This is a genomic window from Mesorhizobium sp. WSM1497, from assembly GCF_001672455.2.
GTDB classification, from domain to species: Bacteria; Pseudomonadota; Alphaproteobacteria; order Rhizobiales; family Rhizobiaceae; genus Mesorhizobium; species Mesorhizobium ciceri.
In genome coordinates this window covers 5,411,858-5,425,251 of the sequence record NZ_CP021070.1, presented here as the reverse complement: position 1 = coordinate 5,425,251, position 13,394 = coordinate 5,411,858, and the positions used below count along the sequence as shown (strand labels likewise).

Here is a 13,394-nt window from a genome sequence, read left to right as displayed (position 1 = left end):
AGGTCCCGACGATGGCTCGGGGTCTCCCGTGGCATGTGGAACATTAGAACTGTTGAAACTGCCGCGCGCTTATGGTTCCATTCCTTGACGATAAGGAGATGGCCAATGCGCCTGGCGGTTCTGGCATGCCTTGTGGCGATCGGTGCGCTGTTCGGTTTGGCTTCGGCGGCCCCGGCCGGCACCAGGGTGGTGGTCAAGACGCGGACCTACGACATCACCGGGAACACGGGGCTGGCACTAGTCCAGGCTATGGACCGCAAGGGGCCGAAGCACGGCTTCATGACGCATGCCATCGCGCTGACCGGCTACGCTGTGGATTGGGACCTCGACACCAGCCAGGACAATGGCGTCTGCCGCTTGCGGCGTGCCAACGGCACGCTCAATCTCTTCTACACGTTTCCGCGTGTCGCCTCGGCCACCACCCCGACGCTCCGGAAGCGCTGGACGCGGTTCTTCGCCGGCGTCCGCGCCCATGAGGAAACCCATGGCCGCATCGCCAGGGAGATGATGCGGGCCACGGAAAGATCCATCTCCGGCCTCAGGATTGCCGACGACCGGTCCTGCTACAAGACACGTCGCGAGGCACAGCGACGCATCAAGGCCACCAATGCCGCATATGAGGCCAAGCAGCTCGCTTTCGATGCGCGCGAGCATCGCGACGGCGGCCATGTCCAGCATCTCGTCATCGCTTTGGTCAGGCCCTGATCCTTCAGCCTGGCGTCTTGCCGGCCTGGACAATGGCCGCGGTCGCGGTTTCATGTTCGTCGAGCGGCTTTTGCTGGTTCAGCCTGAGCGAGAACTCCACCATGACCGGAAGGTGATCCGAGCCGGTGTCTTCCAGCCGTGTCGCCGAATGGATCGTCACGCCGCCCTTGCTGAAAACCTGGTCGATCGGCAGGCCGGCGAAGCGCCGCAGGAAATCCGGCAGCCTGATGTGGATCCAGGTCGGGCCGGCGGAAGGCATGACGGTCAGCCCGCCAAGCGCCGCGACCCGCCGCACTGCGGCACTCCATGGGGCGGCATTGCAGTCGCCCGCCATGATGGCCGTCTCGCCGAGCGCGGAAAGCGGCTCCGTCAACTCGCCGATCTGCCAGTACTGCTCGCGTGGCCAGGGCCAGCTGAGATGGATCGCGGCGACATCGACGTCGATGCCGCCGAAGTCGACGGTCGCTGTCGCCATGGCACCACGCCTTTCGCAACGCGCCTCGGTGCCGGCGGCAAAGGGCCGCCGCGAGAGCAGCGCGACGCCGAATATCTTGTTAGGGTAAGGACAGAGGATCCGGTATGGATATGCGCTGCTGATATAGCCAAGCTCGGTCGCCCACATCGCCGACACCTCGTCGAGGGTGATCACGTCGGGATTGGTCCGGCCGATCAGCGACAGCACCTTCTTCGGCGTTGGATTGTCGTAGCGCAGGTTCATCTGCAGCAGCTTGTAGATCGCGCGGTCTTCGTTCTTGGCTTCATAGGCGGCCTGAACCGGCCACAGGCGGGAGAAGGACAGCGAGCCGGAAGTGGTGGCGAAGGCCGCCACGGCAAAAAGCAGTGCCACGGCCGCTTGCAGTCGAAATGTCGTGGCCAGCAGCGGCAACGCGCAAAGCGCCATCAGCACGGCAAGGTGGACGCGGAAATGCGAGAAGGAATCGAAGGCGGGATGCAGCGTTCCGAAAAACCCGGCCACCAGCGCGATCGAACAGGCCAGCATTGCCAGGAATGCAACCGAAATCAGCAATGTCCCGAAGCCCGCTTTCTCCATGCCGCCTGCTTATCGGCAGAAATGCGGCTCAATCAAGATGGCGAAACGCCCATGCGATGCGTGGAACCGGCCTACTGGAACGCCGTTTCCGAAAAACTTCTGAGCTTGCGCGAATGCAGCCGCTCCATCGGCATTTCCGCGAGCTTCTCCATAGCCCTGATGCCGATGGTCAGGTGCTGCGCCACCTGGCGCTTGTAGAATTCGGTCGCCATGCCGGGCAGCTTCAACTCGCCATGCAGCGGTTTGTCCGAAACGCACAGCAGCGTGCCGTAGGGAACACGGAAGCGGAAGCCATTGGCGGCGATGGTCGCCGATTCCATGTCGAGTGCGATGGCGCGAGATTGCGACAGACGCTGTACCGGCCCACGCTGGTCGCGCAGTTCCCAGTTGCGATTGTCGATGGTGGCAACGGTGCCGGTGCGCATGATGCGCTTCAGGTCGTAGCCGGAAAGGCCGGTGACTTCGGCGACGGCTTCCTGCAACGCCACCTGGATCTCGGCCAGCGGCGGGATCGGCACCCAGACCGGAAGATCGTCGTCCAGCACGTGGTCCTCGCGCACATAGGCATGCGCCAGCACATAGTCGCCCAGCGCCTGCGTGTTGCGCAGGCCGGCGCAGTGACCGAGCATCACCCAGGCATGCGGCCTCAGCACCGCAATATGGTCGGTGATGGTCTTGGCGTTGGAAGGCCCGACGCCGATATTGACCATGGTGATGCCGCCATGTCCCGATTTCTTCAGGTGATAGGCCGGCATCTGCGGCAGGCGCGGCGGTGCAACGCCTTCGCTGGGCGCGCTCTGCCCACTCTTGGTGATGACATTGCCCGGCTCGACGAACTCCGTGTATCCGCCGCCGCCATTGGCCATCAGGTCGCGGGCGCGGGCGACGAATTCGTCGATGTAGAACTGATAGTTGGTGAACAGCACGAAGTTCTGGAAATGCTGCGGCGTGGTTGCCGTATAGTGCGACAGCCGGTGCAGCGAATAGTCGATGCGCTGCGCCGTGAAGGGCGCCAGAGGCCTTGGCTCGCCGAAGGCGACTTCGAAGGTGCCGTTGGCGATCTGGTCGTCGGTGCCATCGAGATCGGGCACGTCGAACAGGTCGCGGATCGGCCGCTTGATACGCTCTGCCGTCGCGCCGTCGACATGGGTGCCTTCAAGGAAGGCGAAATGCAGCGGGATGGGTGTGGTCGATTCCGACACCGTGACCGCAACCCCATGATTGCGCATGATCAGGCGCAACTGCTCGACGAGGTAGCTTTCGAACAGGCCCGGCTGGGTGATGGTGGTGGAAAAATGCCCAGGCGTCGGCATATGCCCATAGGCCTGGCGCGAGTCGATCTGGGTGAATGAGTTGGTGGTGACGCCGATCTCCGGATAGAAGGCCCGGTAGCGCTTGCCATTATCACCGCCTGCTGCCGCCAATTCTGCGAAGGAGTCGCGCAGGAACCTGGTGTTGCGATCGTAAAGCGCCTGCAGTGCCTTGACGGCCTTTTCGGCGCTATCAAAGCTTTGCCGGCCAAAAGGCTCCGGCATGACGACAGATTCGATGGCTTGTGGGTAGATTCGCTTTTCCATGGCTCAATATAGAGACTTGGATCGGCACTTGGGAGGGGTGTCGCGACCGAAGGCGGTCAAAGCGCCGTTTTTCTTCAACCGCGCTGCAGGCTGACCAGAAGCACAAAGCCGACGCCGGACTTCTTCAGGGCCGGTGCGTCGATCGTCGAGCCGGCGTCAGCGCGCATCATCGGCACGGCCAGAACCGGAGCGGCCAGAACCGTCAGGATAAGCGCCGCCCGCGGCAGAAGCCGAAGGGTCTTGAGAGCGTTGGCGGCGATGCGGTTCATGGCGTTCAGCTTTTCTTTTCGAGGTCTTGGTTTCTTTGTTCAGTTGCGAAGATGGGTGGGGCAGGCGAGGCGGCAGGTTCTGGAACTGGCTTCGTCCCAGGCGCGGGCCGGACGGCCCGCTTCAGCGACGAGGATGGCGAAGAACATTCCAAACAGGCTCACCAGCAGGCAGACGATGGTGAAGCGGCGAGCAAGCATTGGGTCGGTCTCCTTCAACACGCCGGAGAATGCCCTGATGCAACTGAACCGGCTCTGATGGCGGCGTTCATCTGCGGTTCAAGATGATTGACGGGGTTTCGACGGCGCCGGCGTCGGTTGGATAGCCGCCGGCCTCCATCGAGCATCACCGGCGCAGGATGTATCGACAAAACGAAAACGGGGCCCGTCGGGGCCCCGTCATCAGGTCGGAAAGATGCGCTCGATCAGAGCTTGTGCCAGACTTAGCTTTTATTTTACGGAATGTGTTAGGCGCATAGCTCGAAACGCGGATTCCGGGCCGATGATTTGATGCGAGGATGAAAGGCATCGTCGTTCTAAAACAGCGTGCCAATGATCGCGCGTATAGGCGGACATTAGGTACTAAAGGAGCCCCCACGGGGGGACTGGGGCTACCCCTCTCTAACATTAGCGGATACGAATTTTTCTGAGAAATGGTCGCAGCCTGGGGAACCCTGAGGTCCCCTTCGGAGAACGTGCAGATTGGCCGAGCATTGGTTCAGCCCCAAGGTGCCCGTGAGGACCCTTGAGGGGCATCGCTACAACGTCGGGAGCGTGGAGGCCTGCGCCGAGGTTCTTATGACGTGGACCAAGCGAGGCCCAAGGTGGACCAAGGCTGTCGGGGCCTGCGTCAAGGCGCTGAACGACGAGGCCCCACCGGAGAGCGTGAGGGGACCCTTTAGGGCTGCAGCCGAAGAGGAGGGTAAGCTCCTGCGGGACATCACGGAATGAAGCGCTTCATCGGTTTCGTTGGCATACTCGCCATAATGTTCGGCTGGGCCTACATCTGCCTTACCTGGCGGGGGCCAAAGTCGGCGGTGGGCTACGTCTACGTCCCCGCCGTGGTCTGCTTCATTGTCGGCACGGCTCTTTGGGAACTCTGGCGTAAGAAGTGAAAACCGAGGGAGAGGGTTATGAGGAGCGATCTTGGGGATACGCTGGCGATGTCCACCATGGGGGCATTTCTAGGCTACATGGCGTTCGGAACGTACTGGCACGGAGCCCTGTTCGGGTTCCTGACGTTCGCCATCAGCGCGGTCGGGAACCGGGTGGTGGCCGAGATGAAGCAACGGTCGACTTAAATGTAGGCGACCCGCCATGTTGGGGAAAACCCAAAAAACCGTTGAGTTACTAGAGATAGTGCCTAGACACGCGACTCCCGATCATTACTACAGGAGGGGTGCAGTGTGAAACCGGACCAATGAGAATCGGAGTCCAAGCCGATTTGAGGTAGCGATCACTGCGCTAGTCGGAGGGGGACGCTGGGCGTCCAAACCTCAGCGCTCCCCACCGGCACCCCTTATCGAGACGGAACTCTCCGCACCGGATTGGTTACATGTGACGACAATCGCCCGGCGCGTCAATGTGGGACCCCCGAGTTTTCTTGTGCATAACGCACGGCTCAGAACGAAGAGGCTGCAGGAAACCGATGGATAAGGAAAGCGCGTTTTATCTCATAGAGCGTTTGAAAGAGAGTGCCGGGTACGAGGCGGCAGTGATGGCGCTTGTCGCAGCCTTTCTCGCCTACATGACTTTCGGATCGCTATGGGGTGCGGGGCTCTTTGGGTTCCTCGCTTTTTTGATCAGTGGGGTCGGTGCCATAGTCACGATAGAAATACGCAAGGCTTGGATCGACCTCGGGAACAAGCAATAGGCAACCGAAGCCTGTCAGGATGGCATCATACTCAGACCGTCCCGCACGATAGTATTTGTTGCAACACCCAGTCCCGATGTAGCATGATGCACACCGGGGGGATGATTTTCAAATAATGAGAACCAGTATACTCGATGAGAGAACGCCGCGTGAAACCGCAGGCGCGGAAGCATTACGTGCGTTCGATTTTCAGATTCACGTTTCGATGGCTAGGATATTGGACGCGCATGCCAGCGGCATATCTTATGCGGCGTTCTTTGACCATTTTGACGATCTGGTAATGGTCGAAGGCGAGAACGGCGAAGCTGCCATTTCCTTCTATCAGGTCAAATCGCGAACCGGTTCGGGATGGACCCCAACGCGATTGGCAGAGCGACCCAAGAAAGGAAATTTGCCTAAGTCGATAATCGGCAAGGCGTACCACAACATAGCACAGTTCGGACCCTCGATACGACGAGCCGCGATAGTCTCGAATCAGCAGCTCAACGCAAAATATCCTGACGGCTCGCTGACCTCGATCAAGGACGGCGAGATCGTACTTTCCAAGCTTTGCAAACTGGATCACGACACATTGGTCAGCGCAATCGCGCTCGACTTTCCGGGACCATTGGACTCTGCCCACAACCACCTACTGACGTTTGAAAGAGTGCCGCTTGATATTCAAAGTTATCGCGACACGTTGCTCGGCAGGGTGACAAACTTCACTCGGACAATCAGCCCAGACAACGCCGCCGTCGCGAAGCCTTTCTACGACGCGCTGCTAAGTGAAATCGGTCGATGCACTGGTGATACCGTTAAGCCCAAGAATCTTGGCGAGCTCAAAAAGCGCAAGAGCCTTGGTCGGCAAGATGTTGAGGCGCTGGTTGCTCAAGTTCAAAGCCGTAGTCGGACGGTCCTTGAGTGGTGGCCAAGCGTCGAAGCCGAACTTGACACATTTGGTGTCGGCGCTCTTGGGAAGCAGCGCCTACGCTACAAATGCCTAACCTATTGGCGCTCGCGCGAACGTAGTCTAGGCGCGGCGTCAGCCGTTGCCGAATTTATCCGCGAAGTCATTGATAGCCACAACCACCTGATCTCTGACAGCATTATAGACTCAGTAGAAGCCCTTCGCCGTTCTGGGATGCTCGTCGAACCGACAGGCGAGGACTACGATCTCCAGGCGGCGTTGTTCGTCGAACTCATGGATGCCTTACCATGAGGCAAAATAGCACGAACCACCTTCGCCGCGTCCTTAGATCCCTAAATGAGGCAGCCAATGCCAAAAGTAAAATTCGTAAATCTCTTCCTACTGTCGCAAGCAGAGCGACGGGCATTGAAGGTGCCCTTGAACTCGCAAAGAGTTATAATTCAAGGTGGAAACGGCTTCGGAAAATCGGCGATCATAAAGAGCCTCTACGACACGCTGGGAGCGACGCCGCCGAAGATTGATGACAGATGGAAGCTGGCAAACGTCTCCAGTTGTCTTGAGTTCGAGTTTGCGGGCCAATCATACGCAGCCGTAAAAACGTTGGGCCTCTACTCGCTGTTCGACGGAGGCGGTCGCATCCTTTTTTCAGGCCAGCGTCTAGTGAAGGATTGGGGGCCGCTGTTAGCCAGGTTCTTTGGTTTCAAACTTGAGATGAGCGAAGTGAACGGCGATATCGTTACCCCGCCTCCTGCGTATATCTTTGCCCCATTCTATGTCGATCAAGACGCGGGATGGACGAAAGCGTGGACCTCCTTCGTCGACTATTATCTTCCAGATAGCCCTAGGACATTGGCTGAATACCACTCTGGCCTAAAGCCCGACCAATACTATTCCGCGAAGGCCGGAATTGCCGGAGAACGCATCGAACTAGCCGCACTTGAGGCCGGAGTAAAAACCCTTCGGGAGACAATTGCCCAAGTTCAACAAATCGACGAGCAGATCAGTCCCACGTATGATCTGGCCGAGTTTGAGAGCGAAATCGATGACCTCATTGGCGAAAGCTCGAAGCTCTTGGAATTGCAAACAGGCTTTCGGCACAAGATATCCGAACTGCATGAGGAGGTGCATCTTCTCCGATCAGAGAAGCAGCTTCTTGAGGCCGCCATCGATGAAATGCGGGGGGAGTTTGACTTAGCGTCAGGCTTGCCAGACGAAGTCGAGTGCCCGACGTGCGGCCAAGGTTATCATAACGGCTTGGCTGATCGCTTCGGCCTGATTGCCGACGAGGGCGTTCTAATTGAAGCGCTTGGTCGTGCCAATGCAAAGCTCGGGCAGTTTCTGGAGAAGGAGAAGAAGGAGAGAGCGAAGCTCGATGGGATTGAGGATAGCCTTGCGCGCATAAATCTTACCCTTGAGGTCCAACGCGCCTCCCTGTCGTTCAATGATGTGATCGTCGCGGCTGGCAAGACCGAGGCAGCGAAGATATTGAGGGGCTCTTTAAATCAAAAGACCCTAGACACAGACGAAGTCCGGCAGCGGGTTGACGACCACAAGACAACTATGGACGGGCTAACGAGCGCCAGACGCTCCTCCGAAATCTTGAAATATTTCCGGTCAAGGCTCGCGTCGTTTGCAGAGGAGCTTGATGTGCAGTTGGATGAACCCAACAAGCAATCAATTACGACGATAAAGGTCGCGCGTGGAAGCGAAGGCCCCCGGGCTCTACTGGCCTACTACTATGCATTCCTCCAGACGCGAGCCCAATTTTCAGGATCGATATCCTATCCTATTGTCATCGACGCGCCCAACCAGCAAGGTCAAGACGCGGTTCACCTGCCACAGATGCTTAAGTTCATTTTCGATCACGCCCCCGATGACAACCAGATCATCGTCGCTACTGAGGACGTGGGCCAAAACAAGCCATCTGGCGCGGACGTGAGAACATACGGCGAGCGCAAACGCCAAGTGCTGCGCGACGCTGAGTACGAAGATGTTCGCAGGATATTCACGCCCTACACCGACGCGATATTGGCCGCCACTAGGTAGATTTGATCTGCGCCGTATCTGCTGGGGCAGGGCCTGCAGTATCAATCCTCATCCCTCCAAACGACCCGCCGCACCGTCCTGATCTCCGCAAGTCGTGTAACCCGAATGCCCTGCCGTTCTCGTGCCGATGGTTTTTGCGTCTCGGCGTGCATGTACTCGTTCTTGCCGCATCGTGTGCAACTCATTTTGCTGCCTACCAATTCAGCCTCGATGTCCCCGAAGATTTCCTTGAGGTCGCTCGGCTGATACCAGCGCTTGACGTTGCATAGCCCGCAACGGACGAGAACAAGCTGCCCAATCTCATGGGCATTGCTGAGCTTCCATTCGCCGCCGCGCTTGCGTCTTCCACCAGTGTCAGGCATGGCATAAAATAGGAACTCATTCCTCCTTCGGTCAATTCGTCCTTGACATTTATGTTCTCTTTTTGTTCACTGACAGTATGAAGCTTTTGGAGTAATCGCCATGGCCCACATTGTGACGCTCTACAGCCGCCAAGAGGCTGCCCTTCAAGCCGTCGCCGATAGGTTCGTTGCGGTCCACAAGGGCGACGTGATGAAGGCGCTCAAGGAAATGATCGTTCTCAACGGTCGTCTTCAGGACCAGCTTGATGCGCGTTCGGCACCACGCCGGGCGGCACGATAGGAGGACCGGCAATGGGCATCATGCATCTGGACGCAGACGCCAAAGCCGAGTTGCACTCGGAAGCGGTGAAGCTGATCGCCCGCTACGATAGCCCCCTTGAGACCGTGAAGGCGCTTATGGCCTACAACTGTGAGCTTGAGACCAAGATACTCGCCATAGCTCACCGGCATCCGGAGGTGGCGACCGTCAGCTATGACGATAGTCAGGTAGTCTTGGGGTGATGGCGGACGCGAGCGACGAGATCAGGCTTCCAGGGCCAGAACACGTCACGGCACCCAGCATCCAGCATCATTCGTGCGAGCGCCCTGGCTGCGGCAGGGATGCCGGTTGGGGTTTCGCAAAGCCAAAGCAGGCACCGCATTGGTTCTGTTTTGAGCATCGCGGCGATGGTGAGAAATACCTGTGAGACCGAGCAATGCCAGCCGAGCAACAGCAAGTCGATCCACGCGCGATGGACTGGGAGCTTGCCGCTGATCAGGCCATAGCCGCCAACGGTGGAGACGCCCGAGAGGCAGTAAAGGCACTTCTTGTCGCCAATGCCACATTGGAGCCTGAGGTGGCGCTATGGGCACCTGCGGTGAGCTATGGGTTCAGCCGGTGGTGGCACAGGCGAAGACGCGGTGAGACCGACTAACAGACCGGGAAAGGCACTACATATCAAGTGCATCTAGAGCCATGCGGCGACGATAGCCAAGATGATGCTCGCCACCGCTAACCATACGCCGGTACCAGAGTGGAAGAATAATGTGTTCCTAACAAGCGTCTGAAATGGGTGATCCGGGTTATCAATGATCTGCCGAGTGATGTAAGAGGGTGGCCCGAACGGGTATTGGGACTCATCGCCGTAAACCTGCATCACCTTGTCGAACCAACCGCTGACCTGCAATTGCGCAAGGGACGCTAGCGCCAGCAAACCGCTTGCGGTGTTTATTAGCTTAGCTGTTGGGAGGCCCGGCCTAAACAGGCCGACTATCCCCAGACCCATAAAAACAAAGGCAACGCCAAGGATAAAGATGAATATTGGGCGATAGTTCATTGTAGAGACCCCCGAAACCGTCCCCTTGTAGCGGATTTCTGCGATAACGTAGAGACCCCACCAGCTCTCTTCATTCCTTGTCGGACGTGTGAAACATGGGCATCGGCAATCAAGCCATAGATTGGAAAGCCGAGACCATGACGAACTTTAAGATCGTATTCTTTGGAAAGCAGGGCCAAGTCATCGGGCAGCGCGTCGTCCCTTGCGAAAGCCATTGGGACGCGTGTGCTTGGGGATGGGCCAACATGCCGTCGAAGGCGGAGGATTTCCATGTTGAAGAAGCGCAATTCGAGGAGAAGTTGTCGGCATCGGAGAAGGAGGATGATGAGGTCATTCTCAACGCCTTCTACATCCTGAGGAAGCGGGCGAAGCTGGCCAAGGCTTTCCAACGATAGATCAACCACTCGGTGCCCATGCGCTGACCGCCGAAAACGCATGGGCACCTGAGGCAACCCGCGCCCCTCCCTGATCCCATCAGAACGGATGTGAGATACGAAAGCGGGGATGGGGGAAGCGCGGGAAACTTCGATAGCTTTAGCTGCCGCTGGCGATGGCCAAGGCGGTCTTGAGTTCGCCATGCTCACCTTCAAGACATCTCTCGGCGGTTCCGCAACATGATCGAAGTGCTTGATGTCGCCCTTCAGGCTGCCTTTGGGTGGCATAGTCGCCGGGGTAGTCCGGGCGAAGGAAACACTGAAAAATAGACCGATCCTGAACCGACAGGATCGGCTCAGGATTTGCTATTTTCCCGAGAATGGCTTGGTGGCCTTGCCCTCAGCCAAGGTTTTTCCGGACGAGTCAAGCGCCTTCACAGTGACGTTGTAGAAATGGGTCTCGCCCTCTGGACATGGCCCCTTATACCGGAACGCCCCATACGGCAGTAACGCCTGCCCCTTGTAGGCAACGGTGCCGCCGCCGTGTTCGAACGGAGAATTGCTATCGGTCATCCGTATCTGAAGCTTTGTCGTTCCTTGAGGAACGCCGGATAACGTGATTGGCGGTGATTTCGGATCGAAGCATTTCTTTGTTGGTCCCCACTCAAACGACACACCTAAACCTGAGGCGAAGGCCGCCGATGTTACGACCGAAAACGCAAATGCAAGCAATAACCTCTTCATAGTCTCTCCTACCGGCGAGGCGGAGGGAATTGCCCCTACCCAGAACACCAAGCCCTTAGGAAGGCTAACCGATTCCTTTTCAGAGATGCCGGATATAAGATTAGGCCAAGGCGTCCCGGATGCTCACGCCGTCTCGGTGCTGAGCTATGTCTGAACGTCGGCAGTGCGAACGGACTAGAACTGACTGCCGTGGATGCTTGTCACGTCCATTTCTGGGCCGCTGAGGGCCGGGAAAAACGCTTCCATTTCAGACTTGGTCACCTTGGAAGCCCCAGCGGCCAACACGCGCTGCGGCTTGGTGTCGGCGGTATAGGACAAGCCCGTTGCGGGATCATGGGTGCCACTCTGGATGCCCACTTGGACCTCGGCCATTGCCATACGGCTAGACCGTGCGGCGGCTTCCTGCATCTCCGCGTAGCCTGGGCGATCATCGCCATACGTTCGCTGCGGGACGTCCACGGTGCGAAGCGCGTCACGAATGGTCTGAACTGTGTCACGTTCCTGCTTAAGTTGCCCCTCAAGCTCCCGGCGTTGGGAGACCAGCGAGGCGTTTTCCTCGGTCAGGCGAGACACCTCTGCAGTGAGCTTGCCGACTTCGGTGGAGTTGTCGAGGGTTTCGAGTTGGGCGAGGAGTTCCTCGCGGGTCATTGGTTTCTTGGCCATGGTCAGATGTTACTTTCTTTGTGGATGCGACGCTCGACGATGTCGATGTACGAGAGCAGGAGGTCTAGCTCGGTGCAGACGGATGCGTAGCGAGAGAGAATGACCGCATCGGCGTTGAAGGCCTCAATGGCGGCGCGTAGGGCTATAAGAGTTTCGGGGGTCATGAAGAGTTCCTTTCAGTGGGTTAGGACAAGGGGAATAGGGCCAGAAGGCATGCGATAAGGGCCGCGAGGGTGTAAGCTGTGGTGATGTAGCCGAGCATTGAAGTCAGTCTGCATCAGGCAGCGACTGGAACCAGAGGTCATAGGCCCCCGCCAGTCTCGACGCGTCCAGATTGCCAGCAACCATGTCAGTCACGATGCGCCGGGCGAACGGGTCATCGGTGCGGGAGGCGGCGTAGACGAGAGCGTCCCAGCGATCCCCGCCAATGTACTCTGAGGCAACCGGAGCCGTTTCCACCACCGTCGTTTCGATCAGGGTAGATACAGTGGCGGCGTCCAAGCCGGTGGCATCGGACAGGAGCCCAAGGGTGTCCTCGAAGTCGCCTGTGGCAACCATCGCGTTGAGACGATCGTGAAACGCGGCGGGGTCAAAGCAATCGGCAATAGCGTCGAAGGTTTCTGAGGGGCCGGGCTCCTGATCGGTCTCGATTTCGAGTTCCTGCTGGAGGGCCTGAAGGTCCGCCTCAGACAGTTCCTCAATGTCGATGTGTTCGAGCGGGTCGTCACCGGCTGGGATGGCGCGGGGGTCGAAGGGCGCAGGGGTAGGGGCACTTGAGTTCCCCTGAGGCCCGGTGAGGCCAAGCTGTTCGGCAATGTCGAGGTCGACGTAGGTGTTCATGCCCGGGATAAACACTTTGCCCTCGGGGGCAGGACCGGGAGCGGAGCCGCTGGCATAGCCGGGGTTGTCGGAACGATCGGTCCAGCCGGACTGGGGGTCGATCGGATTGGGCATACGCATCATGCCGTCATCGGAAGAGTAAGACATAGGATGATTTTCCTTCAGAGAAGTGCAGCGGCCTTGAGGGCTCGCTTGGTGTAGTCGAGGATGGTCATAGGCTGACCATCACTGGTGGAGACGGCTGAGGACCAAAAGGCCTTGCCGTAGACATGTTGGGCGTTGCGGATGAGGTCGTGCCCGAGACGCCTGTGGGTTGCCCCTGATGCCTTCTTGATGAGCGTTGTGGGGCCGATGGTCTTGCGGAAGTCGCCCATGAGGGCACCTGCACGGGTCTCAAGGAACCGCTCGCGGTTATCCCAGAGGCCCCCGGCAGGACCGGTGTGGAAGTAGACTTGCGTCCACCCGATCAGGGCAACGGCGTGGACGACAGCCTCGGTATAGGTCCGCTGTTCTTTGTGCTGCCAGTTGGCCAGGAGACCCTTGGCCTTGGCAATCTGCGGGAGCTTCGGGTGGAGGTCGGCGACACTGAGGCAGAACGACTGCGGCTGGGTCATCCGACGCTCTAGGGACCTGAGGTCGAAGGCGACACGCGCGGCGAACTTGGGGTCCG

At 58.5% G+C, this 13,394-nt stretch carries 22 protein-coding genes; 11 read left to right on the top strand and 11 right to left on the bottom strand.

The genetic code is table 11. The features are described 5' to 3' along the window. The first annotated feature begins 105 nt into the window (after window positions 1-105). A complete protein-coding gene (locus A9K65_RS26755; protein WP_024505275.1) occupies window positions 106-705 on the top strand; it encodes a DUF922 domain-containing protein in 600 nt (199 codons plus the stop codon). Between the two features lie 4 nt (window positions 706-709). Here A9K65_RS26755 and A9K65_RS26750 read toward each other — a convergent pair whose 3' ends face one another. From A9K65_RS26750 to A9K65_RS35720, 4 genes are all read right to left on the bottom strand, one after another. Beyond that, window positions 710-1,756, bottom strand: coding sequence for an endonuclease/exonuclease/phosphatase family protein (locus A9K65_RS26750; RefSeq protein ID WP_064993389.1), 1,047 nt, complete (start codon window positions 1,754-1,756; stop codon window positions 710-712). Between the two features lie 71 nt (window positions 1,757-1,827). Beyond that, the gene (locus A9K65_RS26745) at window positions 1,828-3,291 is read right to left on the bottom strand and encodes an AMP nucleosidase (protein ID WP_245321913.1); all 1,464 of its coding nucleotides are present in this window, start codon (window positions 3,289-3,291) and stop codon (window positions 1,828-1,830) included. Between the two features lie 116 nt (window positions 3,292-3,407). Then, window positions 3,408-3,602, bottom strand: a complete 195-nt coding sequence (locus A9K65_RS26740) for a hypothetical protein (RefSeq protein ID WP_024505272.1) — start codon at window positions 3,600-3,602, stop codon at window positions 3,408-3,410. Window positions 3,603-3,641: 39 nt separating this feature from the next. Then, window positions 3,642-3,800: a hypothetical protein gene (locus A9K65_RS35720; protein ID WP_023812838.1), complete on the bottom strand. Its 159-nt coding sequence runs from the start codon at window positions 3,798-3,800 to the stop codon at window positions 3,642-3,644. A 528-nt stretch (window positions 3,801-4,328) separates the two neighbouring features. Here A9K65_RS35720 and A9K65_RS36130 point away from each other — a divergent pair. The 6 genes from A9K65_RS36130 to A9K65_RS26720 all read left to right on the top strand — a co-directional run bounded on the left by A9K65_RS36130 (window position 4,329) and on the right by A9K65_RS26720 (window position 8,425). Beyond that, the gene (locus A9K65_RS36130; protein ID WP_348629609.1) at window positions 4,329-4,550 is read left to right on the top strand and encodes a DUF982 domain-containing protein; all 222 of its coding nucleotides are present in this window, start codon (window positions 4,329-4,331) and stop codon (window positions 4,548-4,550) included. Continuing rightward, window positions 4,547-4,714 (top strand): hypothetical protein, encoded by a 168-nt coding sequence (locus A9K65_RS35340; protein WP_157678566.1) that lies wholly within the window; start codon window positions 4,547-4,549, stop codon window positions 4,712-4,714. The genes A9K65_RS36130 and A9K65_RS35340 overlap by 4 nt, the downstream gene beginning before the upstream one ends. Before the next feature lie 18 nt (window positions 4,715-4,732). Continuing rightward, on the top strand, window positions 4,733-4,900 hold the full coding sequence (locus tag A9K65_RS35335) for a hypothetical protein (RefSeq protein WP_157678564.1): 168 nt from the start codon (window positions 4,733-4,735) through the stop codon (window positions 4,898-4,900). 347 nt (window positions 4,901-5,247) lie between these two features. Further along, window positions 5,248-5,472 (top strand): hypothetical protein, encoded by a 225-nt coding sequence (locus tag A9K65_RS26730; RefSeq protein ID WP_086081349.1) that lies wholly within the window; start codon window positions 5,248-5,250, stop codon window positions 5,470-5,472. Between the two features lie 115 nt (window positions 5,473-5,587). After that, window positions 5,588-6,670 carry a dsDNA nuclease domain-containing protein gene (locus tag A9K65_RS26725; protein ID WP_064993385.1) on the top strand — a complete coding sequence of 361 codons (1,083 nt, stop codon included), beginning with the start codon at window positions 5,588-5,590 and terminating at the stop codon, window positions 6,668-6,670. A 57-nt stretch (window positions 6,671-6,727) separates the two neighbouring features. Further along, a complete protein-coding gene (locus A9K65_RS26720; RefSeq protein WP_086081348.1) occupies window positions 6,728-8,425 on the top strand; it encodes a hypothetical protein in 1,698 nt (565 codons plus the stop codon). A gap of 41 nt (window positions 8,426-8,466) precedes the next feature. On the opposite strand, the gene A9K65_RS26715 is transcribed toward A9K65_RS26720, so the two are convergent. Further along, window positions 8,467-8,787 (bottom strand): hypothetical protein, encoded by a 321-nt coding sequence (locus tag A9K65_RS26715; protein WP_064993383.1) that lies wholly within the window; start codon window positions 8,785-8,787, stop codon window positions 8,467-8,469. A gap of 100 nt (window positions 8,788-8,887) precedes the next feature. Between A9K65_RS26715 and A9K65_RS26710 the strand changes: the two genes are divergently transcribed. The 3 genes from A9K65_RS26710 (at window position 8,888) to A9K65_RS36125 (ending at window position 9,701) form a co-directional block, all read left to right on the top strand. Further along, on the top strand, window positions 8,888-9,067 hold the full coding sequence (locus A9K65_RS26710; protein ID WP_064993382.1) for a hypothetical protein: 180 nt from the start codon (window positions 8,888-8,890) through the stop codon (window positions 9,065-9,067). Window positions 9,068-9,078: 11 nt separating this feature from the next. After that, on the top strand, window positions 9,079-9,288 hold the full coding sequence (locus A9K65_RS26705; protein ID WP_064993381.1) for a hypothetical protein: 210 nt from the start codon (window positions 9,079-9,081) through the stop codon (window positions 9,286-9,288). A gap of 194 nt (window positions 9,289-9,482) precedes the next feature. Then, window positions 9,483-9,701, top strand: coding sequence for a hypothetical protein (locus A9K65_RS36125; RefSeq protein ID WP_064993380.1), 219 nt, complete (start codon window positions 9,483-9,485; stop codon window positions 9,699-9,701). Window positions 9,702-9,734: 33 nt separating this feature from the next. Here the strand turns inward: A9K65_RS36125 and A9K65_RS26695 are convergent, their stop codons facing one another. Then, complete coding sequence (locus tag A9K65_RS26695; RefSeq protein ID WP_064993379.1) at window positions 9,735-10,103, bottom strand: hypothetical protein; 369 nt, start codon at window positions 10,101-10,103, stop codon at window positions 9,735-9,737. Window positions 10,104-10,198: 95 nt separating this feature from the next. Between A9K65_RS26695 and A9K65_RS26690 the strand changes: the two genes are divergently transcribed. Continuing rightward, complete coding sequence (locus A9K65_RS26690; RefSeq protein ID WP_064993378.1) at window positions 10,199-10,498, top strand: hypothetical protein; 300 nt, start codon at window positions 10,199-10,201, stop codon at window positions 10,496-10,498. A 345-nt stretch (window positions 10,499-10,843) separates the two neighbouring features. On the opposite strand, the gene A9K65_RS26685 is transcribed toward A9K65_RS26690, so the two are convergent. The 5 genes from A9K65_RS26685 to A9K65_RS26670 form a co-directional block, all read right to left on the bottom strand. After that, window positions 10,844-11,221, bottom strand: coding sequence for a phospholipid-binding protein (locus A9K65_RS26685; protein ID WP_084015700.1), 378 nt, complete (start codon window positions 11,219-11,221; stop codon window positions 10,844-10,846). Between the two features lie 174 nt (window positions 11,222-11,395). Next, window positions 11,396-11,884, bottom strand: coding sequence for a cell division protein ZapB (locus A9K65_RS26680; protein ID WP_064993376.1), 489 nt, complete (start codon window positions 11,882-11,884; stop codon window positions 11,396-11,398). A gap of 2 nt (window positions 11,885-11,886) precedes the next feature. Further along, window positions 11,887-12,048, bottom strand: a complete 162-nt coding sequence (locus A9K65_RS35330; protein WP_157678562.1) for a hypothetical protein — start codon at window positions 12,046-12,048, stop codon at window positions 11,887-11,889. A gap of 103 nt (window positions 12,049-12,151) precedes the next feature. Then, on the bottom strand, window positions 12,152-12,871 hold the full coding sequence (locus A9K65_RS26675; protein ID WP_064993375.1) for a hypothetical protein: 720 nt from the start codon (window positions 12,869-12,871) through the stop codon (window positions 12,152-12,154). A 14-nt stretch (window positions 12,872-12,885) separates the two neighbouring features. Further along, window positions 12,886-13,338, bottom strand: coding sequence for a hypothetical protein (locus A9K65_RS26670; protein WP_157678560.1), 453 nt, complete (start codon window positions 13,336-13,338; stop codon window positions 12,886-12,888). Window positions 13,339-13,394 lie beyond the last annotated feature (56 nt).

Coding starts and splice junctions, on each gene's coding strand:
- A9K65_RS26755 (WP_024505275.1), top strand. CDS start 106: ATGCGCCTGGCGGTTCTGGCATGCCTTGTGGCGATCGGTGCGCTGTTC.
- A9K65_RS26750 (WP_064993389.1), bottom strand. CDS start 1,756: ATGGAGAAAGCGGGCTTCGGGACATTGCTGATTTCGGTTGCATTCCTG.
- A9K65_RS26745 (WP_245321913.1), bottom strand. CDS start 3,291: ATGCCGGAGCCTTTTGGCCGGCAAAGCTTTGATAGCGCCGAAAAGGCC.
- A9K65_RS26740 (WP_024505272.1), bottom strand. CDS start 3,602: ATGAACCGCATCGCCGCCAACGCTCTCAAGACCCTTCGGCTTCTGCCG.
- A9K65_RS35720 (WP_023812838.1), bottom strand. CDS start 3,800: ATGCTTGCTCGCCGCTTCACCATCGTCTGCCTGCTGGTGAGCCTGTTT.
- A9K65_RS35340 (WP_157678566.1), top strand. CDS start 4,547: ATGAAGCGCTTCATCGGTTTCGTTGGCATACTCGCCATAATGTTCGGC.
- A9K65_RS35335 (WP_157678564.1), top strand. CDS start 4,733: ATGAGGAGCGATCTTGGGGATACGCTGGCGATGTCCACCATGGGGGCA.
- A9K65_RS26730 (WP_086081349.1), top strand. CDS start 5,248: ATGGATAAGGAAAGCGCGTTTTATCTCATAGAGCGTTTGAAAGAGAGT.
- A9K65_RS26725 (WP_064993385.1), top strand. CDS start 5,588: ATGAGAACCAGTATACTCGATGAGAGAACGCCGCGTGAAACCGCAGGC.
- A9K65_RS26720 (WP_086081348.1), top strand. CDS start 6,728: ATGCCAAAAGTAAAATTCGTAAATCTCTTCCTACTGTCGCAAGCAGAG.
- A9K65_RS26715 (WP_064993383.1), bottom strand. CDS start 8,787: ATGCCTGACACTGGTGGAAGACGCAAGCGCGGCGGCGAATGGAAGCTC.
- A9K65_RS26710 (WP_064993382.1), top strand. CDS start 8,888: ATGGCCCACATTGTGACGCTCTACAGCCGCCAAGAGGCTGCCCTTCAA.
- A9K65_RS26705 (WP_064993381.1), top strand. CDS start 9,079: ATGGGCATCATGCATCTGGACGCAGACGCCAAAGCCGAGTTGCACTCG.
- A9K65_RS36125 (WP_064993380.1), top strand. CDS start 9,483: ATGCCAGCCGAGCAACAGCAAGTCGATCCACGCGCGATGGACTGGGAG.
- A9K65_RS26695 (WP_064993379.1), bottom strand. CDS start 10,103: ATGAACTATCGCCCAATATTCATCTTTATCCTTGGCGTTGCCTTTGTT.
- A9K65_RS26690 (WP_064993378.1), top strand. CDS start 10,199: ATGGGCATCGGCAATCAAGCCATAGATTGGAAAGCCGAGACCATGACG.
- A9K65_RS26685 (WP_084015700.1), bottom strand. CDS start 11,221: ATGAAGAGGTTATTGCTTGCATTTGCGTTTTCGGTCGTAACATCGGCG.
- A9K65_RS26680 (WP_064993376.1), bottom strand. CDS start 11,884: ATGGCCAAGAAACCAATGACCCGCGAGGAACTCCTCGCCCAACTCGAA.
- A9K65_RS35330 (WP_157678562.1), bottom strand. CDS start 12,048: ATGACCCCCGAAACTCTTATAGCCCTACGCGCCGCCATTGAGGCCTTC.
- A9K65_RS26675 (WP_064993375.1), bottom strand. CDS start 12,871: ATGTCTTACTCTTCCGATGACGGCATGATGCGTATGCCCAATCCGATC.
- A9K65_RS26670 (WP_157678560.1), bottom strand. CDS start 13,338: ATGACCCAGCCGCAGTCGTTCTGCCTCAGTGTCGCCGACCTCCACCCG.